This window comes from Granulosicoccus antarcticus IMCC3135 (genome assembly GCF_002215215.1).
Lineage (GTDB): Bacteria > Pseudomonadota > Gammaproteobacteria > Granulosicoccales > Granulosicoccaceae > Granulosicoccus > Granulosicoccus antarcticus.
Genome location: NZ_CP018632.1, coordinates 7,045,554 through 7,061,287 on the forward strand (window position 1 = coordinate 7,045,554; position 15,734 = coordinate 7,061,287).

19 protein-coding genes are annotated in these 15,734 nt (G+C 53.9%); 9 read left to right on the forward strand and 10 right to left on the reverse strand.

Annotation, left to right across the window (positions count from 1 at the left end):
• From IMCC3135_RS30590 to IMCC3135_RS30600, 3 genes are all read right to left on the reverse strand, one after another.
• On the reverse strand, positions 1–1,455 hold the full coding sequence (locus IMCC3135_RS30590; protein ID WP_157736387.1) for a GspE/PulE family protein: 1,455 nt from the start codon (positions 1,453–1,455) through the stop codon (positions 1–3).
• Complete coding sequence (gene mshL / locus IMCC3135_RS30595) at positions 1,452–3,200, reverse strand: pilus (MSHA type) biogenesis protein MshL (RefSeq protein ID WP_088921043.1); 1,749 nt, start codon at positions 3,198–3,200, stop codon at positions 1,452–1,454. Before mshL ends, IMCC3135_RS30590 begins: the two co-directional genes overlap by 4 nt.
• A gap of 128 nt (positions 3,201–3,328) precedes the next feature.
• A complete protein-coding gene (locus IMCC3135_RS30600; protein ID WP_157736392.1) occupies positions 3,329–4,312 on the reverse strand; it encodes a hypothetical protein in 984 nt (327 codons plus the stop codon).
• A 217-nt stretch (positions 4,313–4,529) separates the two neighbouring features.
• On the opposite strand from IMCC3135_RS30600, the gene IMCC3135_RS30605 reads away from it, so the two are divergent.
• Positions 4,530–5,021 (forward strand): tRNA (cytidine(34)-2'-O)-methyltransferase, encoded by a 492-nt coding sequence (locus tag IMCC3135_RS30605; protein ID WP_335589288.1) that lies wholly within the window; start codon positions 4,530–4,532, stop codon positions 5,019–5,021.
• Positions 5,022–5,130: 109 nt separating this feature from the next.
• On the opposite strand, the gene secB is transcribed toward IMCC3135_RS30605, so the two are convergent.
• From secB to IMCC3135_RS30620, 3 genes are read right to left on the reverse strand one after another with little or no spacing between them, the layout of a single operon-like run.
• On the reverse strand, positions 5,131–5,640 hold the full coding sequence (secB, locus tag IMCC3135_RS30610) for a protein-export chaperone SecB (RefSeq protein ID WP_088921045.1): 510 nt from the start codon (positions 5,638–5,640) through the stop codon (positions 5,131–5,133).
• 19 nt (positions 5,641–5,659) lie between these two features.
• Positions 5,660–5,950 carry a glutaredoxin 3 gene (gene grxC / locus IMCC3135_RS30615; protein WP_088921046.1) on the reverse strand — a complete coding sequence of 97 codons (291 nt, stop codon included), beginning with the start codon at positions 5,948–5,950 and terminating at the stop codon, positions 5,660–5,662.
• Between the two features lie 3 nt (positions 5,951–5,953).
• Positions 5,954–6,379, reverse strand: a complete 426-nt coding sequence (locus IMCC3135_RS30620) for a rhodanese-like domain-containing protein (RefSeq protein ID WP_088921047.1) — start codon at positions 6,377–6,379, stop codon at positions 5,954–5,956.
• Between the two features lie 178 nt (positions 6,380–6,557).
• On the opposite strand from IMCC3135_RS30620, the gene IMCC3135_RS30625 reads away from it, so the two are divergent.
• Positions 6,558–7,727: a cation:proton antiporter gene (locus IMCC3135_RS30625; protein ID WP_088921048.1), complete on the forward strand. Its 1,170-nt coding sequence runs from the start codon at positions 6,558–6,560 to the stop codon at positions 7,725–7,727.
• A gap of 127 nt (positions 7,728–7,854) precedes the next feature.
• Here the strand turns inward: IMCC3135_RS30625 and IMCC3135_RS30630 are convergent, their stop codons facing one another.
• Both IMCC3135_RS30630 and IMCC3135_RS30635 read right to left on the reverse strand, forming a co-directional pair.
• Positions 7,855–8,778, reverse strand: coding sequence for a c-type cytochrome (locus tag IMCC3135_RS30630; RefSeq protein ID WP_088921049.1), 924 nt, complete (start codon positions 8,776–8,778; stop codon positions 7,855–7,857).
• Positions 8,779–8,867: 89 nt separating this feature from the next.
• Positions 8,868–9,377, reverse strand: coding sequence for a cytochrome b/b6 domain-containing protein (locus IMCC3135_RS30635; protein WP_088921050.1), 510 nt, complete (start codon positions 9,375–9,377; stop codon positions 8,868–8,870).
• A gap of 110 nt (positions 9,378–9,487) precedes the next feature.
• On the opposite strand from IMCC3135_RS30635, the gene IMCC3135_RS30640 reads away from it, so the two are divergent.
• From IMCC3135_RS30640 to IMCC3135_RS30665, 6 genes are all read left to right on the forward strand, one after another.
• Positions 9,488–9,943, forward strand: a complete 456-nt coding sequence (locus IMCC3135_RS30640) for a hypothetical protein (RefSeq protein WP_088921051.1) — start codon at positions 9,488–9,490, stop codon at positions 9,941–9,943.
• 418 nt (positions 9,944–10,361) lie between these two features.
• On the forward strand, positions 10,362–10,622 hold the full coding sequence (locus IMCC3135_RS30645) for a hypothetical protein (RefSeq protein WP_088921052.1): 261 nt from the start codon (positions 10,362–10,364) through the stop codon (positions 10,620–10,622).
• Between the two features lie 99 nt (positions 10,623–10,721).
• Entirely contained in the window at positions 10,722–11,987 is a 1,266-nt protein-coding gene (locus tag IMCC3135_RS30650; protein ID WP_088921053.1) for an MFS transporter, read from the forward strand.
• A gap of 30 nt (positions 11,988–12,017) precedes the next feature.
• Complete coding sequence (locus IMCC3135_RS30655; RefSeq protein ID WP_088921054.1) at positions 12,018–12,701, forward strand: paraquat-inducible protein A; 684 nt, start codon at positions 12,018–12,020, stop codon at positions 12,699–12,701.
• 12 nt (positions 12,702–12,713) lie between these two features.
• Positions 12,714–13,625 carry an AEC family transporter gene (locus IMCC3135_RS30660; RefSeq protein WP_088921055.1) on the forward strand — a complete coding sequence of 304 codons (912 nt, stop codon included), beginning with the start codon at positions 12,714–12,716 and terminating at the stop codon, positions 13,623–13,625.
• Between the two features lie 43 nt (positions 13,626–13,668).
• A complete protein-coding gene (locus IMCC3135_RS30665; RefSeq protein WP_088921056.1) occupies positions 13,669–14,292 on the forward strand; it encodes a LysE family translocator in 624 nt (207 codons plus the stop codon).
• Between the two features lie 96 nt (positions 14,293–14,388).
• Here the strand turns inward: IMCC3135_RS30665 and IMCC3135_RS30670 are convergent, their stop codons facing one another.
• On the reverse strand, positions 14,389–14,847 hold the full coding sequence (locus IMCC3135_RS30670) for a hypothetical protein (RefSeq protein WP_088921057.1): 459 nt from the start codon (positions 14,845–14,847) through the stop codon (positions 14,389–14,391).
• 189 nt (positions 14,848–15,036) lie between these two features.
• On the opposite strand from IMCC3135_RS30670, the gene IMCC3135_RS34385 reads away from it, so the two are divergent.
• A complete protein-coding gene (locus IMCC3135_RS34385; RefSeq protein WP_157736398.1) occupies positions 15,037–15,183 on the forward strand; it encodes a hypothetical protein in 147 nt (48 codons plus the stop codon).
• 98 nt (positions 15,184–15,281) lie between these two features.
• Here the strand turns inward: IMCC3135_RS34385 and IMCC3135_RS30680 are convergent, their stop codons facing one another.
• Positions 15,282–15,719 carry a MarR family winged helix-turn-helix transcriptional regulator gene (locus IMCC3135_RS30680; protein WP_088921059.1) on the reverse strand — a complete coding sequence of 146 codons (438 nt, stop codon included), beginning with the start codon at positions 15,717–15,719 and terminating at the stop codon, positions 15,282–15,284.
• Between the last annotated feature and the right edge of the window lie 15 nt (positions 15,720–15,734).

A 15,734-nucleotide genomic window follows, 5' to 3' on the forward strand; every position in this document is an offset into this window, starting at 1 on the left:
TCAGCTAGACTGACCAAATACCCGATCGAGTTCCTCGACCGTCGTAATCCCCTGCCTGACAAGCCTTATGCCTTGCTCCTGCAGTGGTATAAAACCTTCCAGAAGTGCACAATCCAGCAACTCCTGATGTGTTGCACTGCTTGCAATCAAGGCCGCTAACGCCGGTGTGATAATCAATAGCTCAAGCACTACCTGACGCCCAACATATCCGCTACCCAGGCAGTGTGAACATTGCTCGCCACCAGCTTCACAGTGCTGACAAACCTTCCTTACCAGCCTTTGTGAAGCGATGGCGACCAGGTTATTCGCCAGGATGCTCGACAGACTACCCAGTTCCCGCAAACGCGACAGGCCTGCCAGCACTGAACGGGCATGTACCGTGGTCAGCACTTGATGGCCTGACATCGCTGCCCGCAATGCCATCGCACAACTAGGCGCATCACGAATCTCGCCAATCAACAAGACATCCGGGTCTTGTCGCAGCAAGGCTCGTACCCCCTGGGAAAAATCCATGGCATGCTTCGCATCGATACTGGATTGACAAATGCCATCGACGGGACGCTCAACCGGGTCTTCCAGAGTCATGATATTCAACGAAAGTGCATCTCTCTCATTGAGCAATGCATGCAACGTCGTGCTCTTGCCAGAGCCTGTCGGCCCACAGACCAGCATTAGACCGTCTGGTTTCTGGATCAATGAAGCCAGAGCATCGTGCAACTCTACAGGAAGACTCAATTGCTCCAAGGTGTCTAGCTTGCATTGATCAGTCAACAATCGAAGCACCACATTCTGGCCACTAACGGTTGGAAAACAGGACACTCTGAAATCGATATCATGTGCGTCAACCAACTGACTGAACTGTCCGTCCTGAGGGCATCTGGTCTCGGCTATATCCATCGATGCCAGTATCTTTATGCGGACCAGCAAACCGCTGTGCAGACTCTTGCCGATCATGCAGAACTGACGCAACACCCCATCGACACGAAAACGAACCTGTACGCTCTGCTTTTGTGGTGATAAATGAATATCGGATGCCCCTTGGCGGCTTCCACAAAGCAGAATGCTGTCAAGCAGGCGGATAATGAAATCAGCTTGCTCCTGCATGAGGTGCAGACTTGATAACTCCAGGCGCCCCTGATTGATCAACTGCATCCACAGATCAGACTGTGCGTAACATTTGTCCAGGGCTGCAGCCATTTCATCGCTGCGACACACCACAGCCTTCACACTGACATCCTCTACCACCTGCCGGGCAAGCCTGCCGATAAGTGTGGTGTCCGATGGATTCTCACAGGCGACAAGCAGTGTTTGCTGCGCACACTCACAGCTTACTGCCAGCGGCACGACTCGTAGTCGACGAGCCACCGATTCATCAAGACAGGCGATTGCCTCAGGGCTGGGTATCAGGTGGTTCAGGCTAATCATTCCTACCGATGTATCTGCTTGAGCTATCACCGGCTAGCTATCACCTGTGTATCAGCGGCAATGACCGTCGGTCGCAATACAATAAGCAATTCGGTCTGACGTCGTTTGCGGCTCTTTTTGGAAAACAGGTGTTTGATGAGCGGCACATTTCCCAGACCCGGAAGCTGTGCATCATCACCCTCCGTGGTTTCCTGCATGAGACCACCAATGATTGCCATGTTGCCGCTTTGCACCCGAAGCATGGATTCCATTTCTCGCACCTGAATTTCTGGCACACCGTTTCTGACATTTGCCTCTGCCAGCTCCGGATTGGGGTCATTGACAAAGCCCAATATGCGCGACAACGTTGGTCGAATATTCAGCATGACAGCACCACTTTTACTGATCTGTGGCGTGACATTCATGACCAACCCCACAGGCACGGTATGTATCTCACTCTCAGTTACAATCTCGTCGCGTGTTTCTGTCTGTCGCCGTTCGATGTTTACCGTGAAATACACCCGGTTATCCACCACCTTCAACACAGACGACTGGTTATTCAGCGCAATGATGCGAGGTCGCGACAGAATACGTACATCGCCGAACTGCTCCAACAGTGACAGCGTTGCACTAACATCACCACGACTACCTGGCTGGACCATGCTGATCAGACCTGAGGGCGCCACGACTCGATCGATATTATCCCTGTCAACGAAAGGCGCACCCACCAGGGCCTGAATAGCGCTGACCCCGCTGACACCATTCGCCAGTAGCTGCCAGTCAACACCGGCTTCGAAACTGTCCGACAAAGCCACTTCAACCACGGTGGCCTCGATCAGCACCTGTCGCCGAGCGCTGTCATGCAATTGTTCAAGATAGCGCTTTACCGAACGGTGTATGGCTGGCGAGGCAAACAGATTCAACAGGCCCACTTCGCGGTTGATAGAGAATTCAGGACGTGGATCTGCCGATTCTGCGGGCCGGGAGGATGGACTGTCTGCACTTCCCAAAGGGCCTGATCGGGCTTGAAGTGCAGATGAGCGTTGCTGGCTGACAAGCTTTTCCACATCTGCCTGCAATGAGCCCCAGAACAGATGTTCACTTTTGTTTTCTACGCGTGTTTGCGAGCTGTTGGCGATGGAGCTGGTACCAGCCCCGTCAGAGGCGTTAATGGTGCCTACCTGTGTTGCCAGCCCGACACTGCTCTGGGTACTCCGATCGATATTGAGGTAATCAATGGCATAGCTGAAGACATAGGCCTTCCCGCTCCAGATGGTCAGCGTCTTGTTGACAAGCTCCCAGGAAAAACCGGCCTGATCGGCCATCTGCTCCAGCACTTCGGCAAGACTCTGCTGTTCCACTTTGAGGGAGATCCGCTCTTCCAGTGGACCAACAGCATGGAACTGTATCTGAGCCTCTGTTGCCAATGCATGCAGCAGGGCTCCCAGCGGCGCATTGACCGCATTGATATTGATCAACTCTGTCGCCGGATCTTCAGTCGATGTGTCTGATGTGCCTGCACCGACCTTACCTCCAACATAGCCGGTTTGCGGGTCAGGCTCAGCAATCAGTTGTGGCAGTTCTTCATCATCAGATGGAAAATGCTTACCCACTGACAAAGGGTTCTGCGCGAAAGCTTGCTGCGTTCGCAGCTCAAAAGGTTCGGAAGGCAGACGGGCAAGCGAGCTGGTGCAACCTGCCAGGTACAACGCCAGAAAGGGCATGCTGGCAAAGACTCGCAAGTGCTTTGCACGAGGCAGTTCGGGTTTGGGTATCGTCGAACGATAGTGGCTCACAGACAACTCCTTTGTCCTGCCTGCAGCGAAACCGCATCAGGCAATGTCGCCTTCCTGGCAACTCGGCTGGGCCCGGTGGGCCCTGGTACTGGGCAGAACCTGATTCTGGTTCGGCCGGAACTACAAAACTATTTGATAAAAAGTACGACTACTGCTGTCGATGCTACAACGCAAGTACCCAGCAGTGCAATGGCATGGCCACGATGTTTTGTCAGAAAACCTGATTCGATGGAAGGTTCTGAGCGTGGTGGAAGCCCGGCCATCAGTAAATGAGACATGGATAACTTGTCGGCACTTTCCAGATTGGCGATGGTAAAAGCATTTCTGGCCAGCGTATTGATTGATCGGAAAACACCTTCGGAACGATCTGCAATGAAGTAGGCCATCTCCCGCGTGAACAAATCACGGCGATTGAAATCAAACAGCATCATGTGATGATGCAGATATTCGTTGATTTCTGCCAGCGTCAGACGACGTAGCCAGTGATGATTGCTCTGTTGGTAGAACTCAGAATGTGCGTTGACTGAACGGGCAGTCTGATCGGATACGCGATGGAACAGCACACATTGGAAGATGGGATGACCATTAATCTTGATGCGACCCAGCGTCTCCAGAACGCGCAAACCATCAGCATGAATGTCAGCTTGCGAGTCCACCACCAGCAGGAACGGCTTGCCGGTTTTCGACTGTGGCGTACGCCTCAGCTGTTCCGAGAGCCCTTGCAATGCCTTGGTGATGGCATCTTGCGAGACACCTTTCTGGGCCTGCTCCACCGAGATCAGATCGGCCTGTTGTGGCAGCAATTCGATCAACAGATGCCTTAGTAGCAAGCCCACAGAGAAGTCGGGGATGTCATAGCGGATGATGTTATATCGTTGCTTCAAACGATCACTGATGACCAATGACAGCATGGTCTTGCCACTGCCACGCTCGCCATGCACATGAATCATCTGCTCATCACTGCGTAGTCCACGGATGATGCTTTCTACCGTCTTGCCACGCTCACCACCGCCATAAAACATGAAGATGTTATTTGCGTTGTAAAACGGTCCCTGAGAAGACGAGTAGTAGAGTCGTCTGCCAGTATCTACACTTGTTTCGCTATGGTTCATTCCAGACACATAATCGGTGGCGACGATGGACAACTCGACCAGTATTACCCAGCAACGAGAGTGCCATCTTCGAAAGCTTGTCCGTTACAACCATAATCTGGAACCCTACACTGGGCAAGTTACTATGACCGAATAGACATCCAAAACACCTTGCGACTATAAGATCTGTTGTTAAACGACAGATTAATGTCGTGTTATCACCTCATGGAATCCCTGCGTGCCTCAAAATCTGCCATTACAGATCGTTCTGTTCGAACCGGAAATCCCCCCCAACACCGGCAATCTGATTCGTCTTTGCGCCAATACCGGCACCGCCCTGCACCTGGTGGAGCCCTTGGGGTTTTCACTGGAGGAGAAGGCACTGCGACGAGCCGGGCTGGACTACCACGAAACGGCTCGTGTACAGGTGCATGCTTGTCTGGCAGATTGCCTTGAAGCCCTCGATATCACAAATTCGGGTGCGCGGATATTTGCGATAACAACAAAGGGATCAGTGTCTTACCATCAGGCTTCGTATCAGCCGGGGGATATCTTGTTGTTTGGACCTGAAACTCGCGGCCTGCCCAATGAGGTGCTGGAAGACCCACAGATCAGCGCGCGCATAAGAATTCCCATGCGCAAAGACAGCCGCAGCCTGAACCTATCGAATGCTGTTGCCATCATCACCTATGAAGCCCTCAGACAGATGGACTATCCAGATCTGGCATGAAGAGAGAGAGCCAAGATGGCCCTCGCCCGTCCGTCCTCAGACGATGGGGCGGCATCTGATGACAGGGTCTGTCTGGGCAAGACCCTGCCGTCAGGTTACATATTAAAAACTACTGTGCAGTTTCAGGAGCAGGTGCGTTCTGCTTGGCCGATTCGACGTGCTGTGCATACAGAGCATCGAAATTGACCGGATCCAGCAGCAACTGAGGAAAACCACCCTTCTGCACCAGAGAAGCGATTTCTTCGCGCGCAAATGGGAACAGCAGGTTAGGACAAAAGCTGCCCAGCATGGGCCCGAGACGCTGTTGCTCGAAGCCACGTATCAGGAACAGTCCTGCTTGCTTGATTTCGCACAGATAGGCGATCTCTTCGCCCAGCTTTACCGTTGCTGTCACCGTTAACACGCACTCGAACATGTCGTTTTCAAGCTTGGTGCTTTCGGTGTTCAGGTGCAGCGACACATTGGGCTGCCATGAAGTATTGCTGACAAAGACACCCGGTGTTTGTGGTGACTCGTAAGACACATCCTTCAGATATACACGCTGAATCTTGAACATCTGAGCAGGTGCCTCGGGGGCGGTGGCTGCTGTTTCTGCGTCCTTCTGGTTCTCGTCTGCCATTTCTGTACTGTATACCTAGTTATTTGATAGACGCGTATGCGTCATCGAGTTCACCATCACTTTCCAGAGCCGCCATATCGTCAAAACCACCGATGTGCTGGTCTCCAAAGAAAATCTGAGGCACCGACGTTCTGCCACTACGCTCCTGCATTTCACTTCTGAGCGCAGCATCGCCATCGACCATCCGGCTTTCATACTCCCAGCCCTTTGACTGGAGCAGACGACGTGCAGCCCGGCAAAACCCACACCAGTTCGACTCGTACATCACGATACCGGCTGCAGGGGCGTTGTTGTTGTCTGAGTCTGTCATCGCTTATTTACTCACGGTCGGCAGGTTGGCTTTTTCCCATTCTTTCAGGCCACCAGCCAGAGAAAACAGCTGTGTAAAGCCATTCTTCTTCAACTTGGCGAGAGCACGGGTGCTGCGCATACCGTTATCGCAATAAACGACAACATCCTTATCCTTGAATTTTTCAATCTCGTGCATTCGCTCGTCAAGCTTGTTGACGGGCATGCCGCGCGCATTGAGCAGATGCCCTGACTTGAACTCGGCATCATCACGGACATCCAGGAAGACGGACTCTCCGGCATTCATTTTCTGAGTCGCTTCAAACGGCGACAAGGCCGTATTGGCGGAGCTCATACGCATGTACTCGGTATAGACAAGCATGCCAAGGGTGGCGAGAAACGCCACAAACAGCAGAGTGTGGTTACCGATAAATTCTATTATTTGAGACATTACTTAGAGGTCGCTGGCGGGCAAGGGCAATACAACCCACAAGAATAACCCGCCTCGCTAAAAATGCAAATGATGTTGCTCTAAATAAATGAGATATCGCTCATTCCATTGCTCTCTCAAGTCCTGATCACAGTGTTACCGTGAGGGTGTAGCCATAATTTTCAGGACGAAGCAGCCCTTGCACGATACCTCAATCATTTTTTCGCTCTTCCTGGTCTTCAGTGGGGCTGCTGTCATCGCCACCCTTGCCCTGTTTGCCCGCCAGGCCCTCCTGATAGCCTATATCGCGCTTGGAGCCATCCTGGGGCCCTGGGCCCTGAATGTGGTCTCCAATCCCGCCCTGATCGCTGACATTGCCAATGTTGGCATCCTGTTTCTGCTGTTTCTACTCGGTTTGAACCTGGAACCGGGTGATCTCAAGAAACTGTTCCGCGAAGCCATCGTCATCACTGCTGTCAGCTCCATGGCGTTTGCCCTACTGGGCTTTTGCGTCGGTATCGCTTTTGGCTTCAATCTGCTGGACAGTCTGCTGGTGGCCGCTGGCATGATGTTCTCCAGCACCATCATCGCTCTCAAGCTGCTCCCCACCAGCGCACTGCACCATCAACGCATGGGTGAGCTGATCGTGAGTATTCTGCTGCTGCAGGACATGCTGGCCATCCTGGTGCTGCTGGCCCTGGAGGGGCTTGGCAATCAGGAAAGCCTGATATCCGAAACACTGGTTCTGGTGCTGGGCCTGCCAGCCTTGGCACTGATGGCCTGGTGGGTCTCCACACGGGTGCTGACCAAGTTGTTCATGCGTTTCGATCAGATCCACGAATATCTGTTCTTGCTGGCCATTGGCTGGTGCATGGGTATTGCTGAGCTGGCGACCGTTATCGGCTTGTCGCACGAAGTTGGCGCCTTTGTCGCCGGTGTAACACTGGCAACCAGCCCGATTGCGCGTTTCATCGCGGAAAGCCTGAAACCGTTACGTGATTTTTTTCTGGTGCTGTTCTTTTTCGCACTCGGGGCCGGCTTCAATATCGGTGCGCTGCCCAGTGTCTTGGTTCCAGCGCTGGTGCTGGCCGCGATATCCGTCGCCCTGAAACCCATCGTGTTCCGCATGCTGCTGCAACGTGAGCAGGAAAAAGCGCGCATGGCGGCTGAAACAGGCGCCAGGCTGGGTCAGATCAGTGAGTTTTCGCTGTTGATCGTCGTGGTTGCATCCGAGCTATCCGTCATGTCGGCCAAGGCCTCCATGCTGATGCAAAGTGCAACGATTCTGAGCTTTGTGGCCAGCTCGTTCTGGATAGTCAGGCGGTATCCAACACCGATCTCGATGGATAAGACCTTACGCAGGGACTGAGTCTTTACCAAGTCGCTGCAGGCTCCCGACAAACCGCATTCAAGAATGACGCTGCAGGAGCTTGGCCTCATGAAGAGGCAGGTCGTGCCCGGCCGGAGGTGTCCGGCCAGGCAGACAGGTAATACTGTTACTTGCTCATCAGGTACTGAATGGCAACAGGAATCTGCTCATCCGTCAGAGTCGATGCACCGCGTGGTGGCATGACACCCATACCGTTGATCACTGATGATGTCAGAGCCGCCAGACCTTTGTCTGCACGCTCCTGCCAGGCTGCCGTATCACCCACCTTCGGGGCACCACCAACACCTGCCAGGTGACAGGTTGTGCACATGGCATCAACCGAAGCCTTGACGTCATCTGTCAAACCATCAGGCACTTGACCGACAACCAGGGCCGCAGCGTCTGAACTGGCCTCGTCTGAGGCAGGCTCTTCGCTTGCAGCCGGAGCTTCTTCAGTCGTGGCTTCCTCAGCAGGAGCCTCTGTCGCTACTGCATCTGCAGCAGGTGCTTCTTCAGTGGCTGCTGCATCGCCTTCAGCAGCAGGAGCTGCTTCAGGAGCTGCTACAGGCTCTTCGACTTCAAACATGGCCAGGAACTGCACAGAGCGCTTGATTTCGTCATCGCTGTAGCTGGAGCCACCCTTGGGAGGCATATTGCCCTTGCCGTTGATTACGCTGGCAACCAGAGCGTCCAGTCCAGCCTCACGACGCACAGACCAGGCCGCCTCATCGCCTTCTTTAGGAGCACCGGCTACGCCAGCCAGGTGACAGGCCGCACAAGCACCCGCAACCAGCTCTTCGCCAGTCTTGGGCGCTGCATCAGCAGCATCCGCCACTTCAGTACCCGCGGGTAGATCATCGGCGGAGATTCGTACGGTAGCAACAGGACCAATTCGGTCCATGAGTGCATTGCGCTTTAATGGGTCATCCGGATCATCCGGACCACTACCCAGCATTCGAGCGGCCGCCATGATGACGACCAGCAGAACTGCCAGCGCACCCACGACCACACCCATTGTTTTGACCATGCCGCTATCTGTGGCACCACTCATGACACTCTTCTCCGTCGGCGCGATCGCACCTGTTCAACCCTAAATTCGTTGGCCGACCGACTAGCAAACGGTCGAATTCCAGCATTGTATCAGCGCAAGCTGTTGCGTCCCATCATGCGTTGTAAAACCTTGCGGCCATGCTTGCCATGAGACAACGCCCCCACAACATGCATCCCGACCAGAAAAGCCAGAAGCCACTTACCCCACTCATGCCATCGACCAGCCTGCTCAAAACCGAAGTAATAATGCAGCACACCCGTCATAGCCATCAACATGATGACTGCGTACAGGCTCTTATGATGCCATTCGACCCAGCGCTCGTGTGCAACTGACAACGTGCCGTCTGCCAACGGTACCCGACGAACACGTAACTGCCAGCGCCAGATCATGATGGCTGCCACTGATACTCCCGCCCAAGTATGCCAAGTAGTGACTATAAACTGAAAGAAGCTCAGCGTTTCCTGACTATCTATCGCTACCAGTGCATCCCGCATCGCACCTTGCAGTACATATTGACCGATCAGCAACAACAGCACCAGCCAGTGCAATCGTCGCTGCAGAAGAGTGTAGAAGATCGTGCTGTCAGCAGAACCACTCATGTGCGAAAAAGTGTCAGTTCGTGTCCAATGGTGGCCAATATTGGCCCGCGTTTCAATGATCGGGCCAGAGAGTTCGTATACTACGTAGTATCGCTACAGGCAGATGTCCTATGAACAGCTCAATTCCCGACCCGATTCGCCATGCAGCGCAGCTTATCGCTCCGGAGGCGCCAGATGCCCTGGAAGAGCGCATCAAACGCGACATTTTCCAGAGTATCGCCCGAATCAAGCCGGACGTGACCAAAGACATCGATTTCTCTGCCGAGGTGATGTCAGGCCAGTTTTTCGAACAACTATCACCACCGTTGCAGGGTATCGCAATTGCCCGTACCGAAGGCGTTCTGGCGTTCTACAACCGTGTCGGCTGGGCACCTGCCTATCTTGAAACGGCGTTGGAATCCTGTGTTCCGGCAGACGGGCTTGAACCCTTGCAGCAACGCTATCATGCAAACACGCTGCACGATCTTGCCTATGTCCACCCTAAACACTTTGTGAAGATGCTAGGCAAGGCCGAGGCCGCATCACTCTGGGAGACTCTCAAACGATTCACGGCGGATGCTAACTGACGAGGCGCCATTGCTGTCAACTATTTGTCAACAAAACTGTTTGAGCAATTGCACTTGAAGCTCTGCCCTGTCGCAAGTAACTCCGAATACTCACCGGAGTGAAAGCGCTTAATTGATTGATATCGCTGGCTCCGATACCGCATGGCAATTGCCGCAAGCTCGCCTTGCCGGGCAGCCTGACTCTGATGAGGCACGGCTTCTGCTCATACCCTCAGTAGAGAAAACGAATTCAGTAGAAGCCTGCCTTATGGCAGATGCATTTTTCTGCTGATTTCGAGAATAACTCCTCAGGCAGATTGCGACATGCCGAGCAAATTCGCACTTTACTTACGAAAAGATCGATCGTTGCAATGAGATTGTCATGTCGATGAGTTACAAATGTATCCAGGTTATCCATCGCAAGTAAGAGACCGCAGCCATGCAAGCCCCCGTTGATTACCCAGTATCTGACGACATTGCCAACAGTTCTTTAAGCGGCCCGATGACTTACGCCGCCTTGCTTGCGCGACATGACGCCGCTCAACACATCACCGTCGACATGATTCGTTCTGCCACCGTGAGTATGGAAGCAGCACAGCAATTACCCTTCGCCGCTCGCCCCGAAACCATTGATTCAAATTTTGCGGCACGCGCACGCTCCGAGGCTATTCTGTCACGGCTTCTGAAGGTCATTCGCTGAACTGAACCCTCTTTCAGACATGCTTTTACGAGCAGTCTGACCTTACACGCCCCCTAAACAAAGCTACCATCGGCATTCCAGTTTCCATTGCCTGATGCCATGCCGACGCACAACCGACGATCACAGCTTTCGTGGGCATTCTATGACTGGGCAAATTCTGCGTTTGCCACCACAGTCATGGCTGGCTTCTTCCCCTTGTTCTTCAAGCAGTACTGGAGCACAGGAACAGATGCCACCGTCAGTACCTTCTGGCTAGGCCTTGGCAACTCGGGAGCCAGTTTCCTGATCCTGATCATGGCCCCCATTCTGGGTGCTCTGGCAGATTCAGGTGGCATCCACAAACGCCTGCTGGCAGTATTTGCCACCATTGGCATCGTTGCCACCGCCGCCTTCTTTTTCGTCGCTCAAGGCGCATGGCCATGGGCCATCAGCATCTATGTCATTGCCATCATCGGCTTCTCGGGCGCAAATGTGTTCTACGATGCCATGCTGCCGTCACTGACCACGCATAGCGATTTCCATCGACTCTCAGCGCTCGGCTACGCATTGGGTTATCTGGGTGGTGGACTGCTGTTTCTGGTCAATGTGATGATGACCCTGCAGCCTTCCTGGTTTGGCCTGGCCGATGCAGCCGCAGCGGTGCGTGTCTCATTTTTAAGTGTCGCTGTGTGGTGGCTGATATTCTCCCTGCCTTTATTGCTGGGAATTCGGGAGCAAGCACCCACCTCTTCGTCCAGACCGGCTCTGGGCAAGGAATTCAGCAAGCTCTGGAATACCCTCAAGTCCATACGCCAGCAACGTAACCTGTGGATGTTTTTGTGTGCGTACTGGCTCTATATTGACGGGGTTGCCACCATCATTCGCATGGCCGTGGACTACGGCATGGCCATCGGGCTGCCTTCCGACAGTCTGATCATCGCTCTCTTGCTGGTGCAGTTCATCGGCTTTCCGGCCACCCTGGTGTTCGGCCGAATCGGCCAGCGCTACGGTGCCAAACGCGGGCTATGGATTGGTCTGTGGGCATACGTCATAGCCACAGCCTGCGCCTCTTTGATGAGTTCAAGCCTGGAGTTCTATGCTCTGGCGGTTGCTCTGGGCCTGGTGCAGGGCGGCGTACAATCACTCAGCCGCTCTTTGTTCGGTCAATTGATTCCGCCAGAACGCTCCGGGGAGTATTTCGGCTTTCTCAACATGCTCGGCAAGGCAGCCGCTGTACTAGGGCCCCTCATGGTGGGCATCGTTGCGGCCACCACTGGCAACTCACGCATAGGCTTGTTGTCTATACTCGTGCTCTTCCTGCTCGGCATGTGGTTTTTGCGCAAGGTGGACGACACACCTCTTGCCGCCAGCACTGCCCCGTCCTGACCCTTATACCCAGATTACACAGCACTCCTCATGAAAACGATCTTCGGCGTACTGCTGCTTGTCTGCGCATATTTTCTACTCCTGCCCGGCCTGACTCAACCCATGCTCAGCGTATCCGGCACGGTTGAGAAAACCAAACTGGTCGAGGTTGGCAAGGAGCTGATCAAGGAGAGCCCCAATACGCCTTCACTGGTCAATAACCTGGTGGACATGGTAGTTGAGGGGCTTGATGTGCAGGGAACTGTGCAGGCATTTGACAAGACGCGCAGCATTCTGGCCACCGCTCAGGAACTACAGGCCAACGGCCACCTGCCAGTGGCGATCCTCATCGTTATGTTCAGTGTCGTCGTCCCCCTGGTCAAGGCATTGCTATTGCTGGCCATGCTTCTACCCTTCAGCGTCGCCTTTCGCACAGGTTTGTTATCGCTCAGCAATGCCATCAGCAAGTGGTCGATGGCCGATGTCTTCGTCATCTCCATCTTCATCGCCTTCCTGGCCAGCAATGGCATTGAGGAGAGTCGTGGTCTGGTCGATTTCGAATCGAGCCTGGGTGACGGCTTCTGGTATTTTCTGGGGTATTGCCTGCTCTCGATACTGGGAACACAACTGCTGAGCTCCGGGCTCAAAGCCAGGCTCAAACGCGAGTCGAGCCAAACTGAGCAAACTCCCCAGCCAATAGTGCAGTCCCCCGCACCGACACCTGAATCCAACTGATAACCCACCACCATGTTTGATTCGTTTGTTTTTGCTTTCGGTATAACCGGACCGATACTGCTGTTGCTGATGGTCGGCTGGGGCATCTGCCGTATCAAGCTGGTAGACACCCACTTCATCGCTCAGGCCAATGCGCTGGTTTTCAATGTGACACTACCGGTCATGTTGTTTTTCGCGATTGCGGGACGCTCATTCAACGAAGCGCTCGATCTGCCGTTGACGTTGATCGGTCTGGGCGGCACCTTGATACTGGTAGCACTGTTGTTGCTCGTTGGTCGCCTGATCCCTCTTGATCAGAGAGGCGTGTTCGTCCAGGGATCCTATCGCGGTAATCTGGCCATCCTTGGTGTCGCGCTGGCAGTGGCAACCTACGGCGAGGAAGTGCTGCCACTGGTAGCGGTATACATCGCCCTGGTAACGACGGTCTACAACATCATTGCTGTCTGGGTTCTCAATTCAAGCGGCGTGCTGCGCAACCTGCTGAAGAACCCCATTCTCATCGGTATCATGGCGGGGGTGCTCGCCTCACTGATCAACCTGCCCGTGCCCGAGTTCTTGCGCAGCACCGGCAACTACCTGACAGGCATGACCTTGCCGCTGGCTCTGATCTGCATTGGTGCGACCCTGGATTTCAACAGTCTGTTCGGTAACGGTCGGACCATTCTGCTGGCGGTATTCTTCAAGCTGATTGTCTCCCCACTGATACTCGTGGGCCTGGGCTTGCTCTTCGGACTGGGCTCAGTCCAGATCGGTATTCTGTTTTTCCTGGCAGCCTCCCCCACGGCCACGGCCAGCTACATCATGGCGCGTCAGATGACAGCTCACGGCGCTCTGGCAGCCGAGATTGTTGCCGTAACGACCGCATTGGGCGTGCTCAGTTACACTGCCGGTATTGCATTGTTAAGGGCCTATGGCCTGATATAGAATCCAGCCAGAACCTCATTTTCTCGACTCAGAGATAGCCCCCATGATCAACCTTGCAGACGTTGCCGCCTACACCATGGCTTTGGGCATTGCTGCAGCCATACCCGGGCCCGGCATAACCGCTCTGGTGGCACGCAGCGTCGGCAGTGGAACGCGTGCAGGTTTTGCCCTGTTAACAGGCATCATCGTGGGGGATTTACTGTATCTGTCGTTCGCTGTTTTTGGCCTTGCTATCATTGCCCAGAGCTTCAGCACGGTCTTCACCTTCATTCGCTGGGCCTCCATTGCCTATCTGTTGTATCTGGCCTGGCAGTTCTGGACTGCTGAACGACACGATATGCAAAGCACAGAAACCAGCCGTAGCGATCTGGGAGCAGCATTGACGTCCGGCCTCGGCATCACCTTGGGCAACCCCAAGACCATTGCCTTTTATCTAGCACTGCTGCCACTGGTACTGGATCTGAATACGGTCACGGTTGGCAACTGGGCAATGGTACTGGTGCCAGCGACAATTGCCGTTCTACTGACAGTAGGTACTGTCTATATTCTGGGAGCCCTGGTCGTGCGACGTATTCTGGCGGGCAGCAAAGCGCAAAGAAATTTGCATCGCAGTGCCGCAGTTGCCATGGCAGGGGCTGCTGGAACCATGATTCTGCGCGAGCTTTGAAAAGCCGATAAAGACACCGCTTTGAGTGCGGCCAGCGACAATACGTGCGCTGTGGCACGGGCTGCGACACGGCCCATCAAAAACTGAGAATGAACCTCAGCGTGTACCGGTTGACGAGAATGTGAATATGGTGCGCGTCCAGGCAGACTTGCCGGCCATATTCGACGAACGAACTCGCCAGGCATGCCGATCTGAATCAGGTAGAGACACATTCAGATTAATGCTGCAGGTATCGCCACTGCAAACCTCATCAGGGTTCAGACCAACCATCATGTATTGATCGATTGCACTGTTTTCCGCATTGAAGATATGGAAATCATAGCTTTCAGTTTCAGCCGTTGCATCCCATACGAACAAGACGGATTTCTTCGACGAAACCAGAGTGCCTGGCGGCGGGCTTGCGTTGCCAGGCATGGGTGGCGGATTGTCATACCAGGGCGAACTGGCACAAGCCGACAACAATGTGCTCGCCATAACGGCAACACCCGTCAAAAGCGGTCGCAGACGTAATCGAGCCGCCAGCGTACTGGTTGAAATAACTGACAACTCTCTCATTGGATCTGTGACGAAACCATAGTGGATGAAACAACCCTGCCTGTAATTCTATCCCAGAGCACCCATAAACGACATCGCTCCGGCACGATTAGAGAATCAGCACCGCAATTGTGTGACCTATAGCAGGCTAATAGATGTAATCAATGCCTATTTGCCAGTGCTCGGTACAGCTGAGTCCCGAACCAGCACATGGCCAGAAACATGATTGGTACTATCACCATCGCCGTTGCCAGCCAACCGATTCCGACGTACAACACTCCTGACATTATCGATGCAAGCACCGATGCACTCTCTACCAACGCGTCGTTAAGCCCTTGTATCGACGCCTTCTCATGATTCTGAATAGCACTCTGCAGCAAATGAGTGCTATTGATAAATCCGAAATTCCAACCAACCCCCAATAGTGTCAATGCGACATGAAAGTGCGTCGCCTCTCAACTCAACTCGAGCAGACGGCTCTGGAACTCGGCTACTTTCTGCGGACTCAAGTTATTCAGTGGCAGCTCTCGAAGCGCATCACGCATGACACCCCGGGCATCATCCAGTAGCTCCTGCCCTGCCGCAGTCAGAATGGCACGACTCTGACGAGCATCTCGTTCGCCCTTCTCCGTCGTGACATAGCCGATTTTTTCAAGCGGCTTAAGGGCGCGAGTGACTGCCGAGGCCGTCACGCCAACTGAATCTGCCAGCACTATTCGCGGCATACCGCTTGCTGGCGCATCAGACAACGCTGACAGTAATCGATATTCGCTATAGCTGACACCTCTGGTGCAGGACAGGGCGCGATCCAAGCGTCGCTCCAGTCGTGTGGCTGTCTCCAGCAATTGTGTGATGGAAGATTCTGTATGGGGGGCGATATTTTCAGCATTCATTCTTGAATGATACTT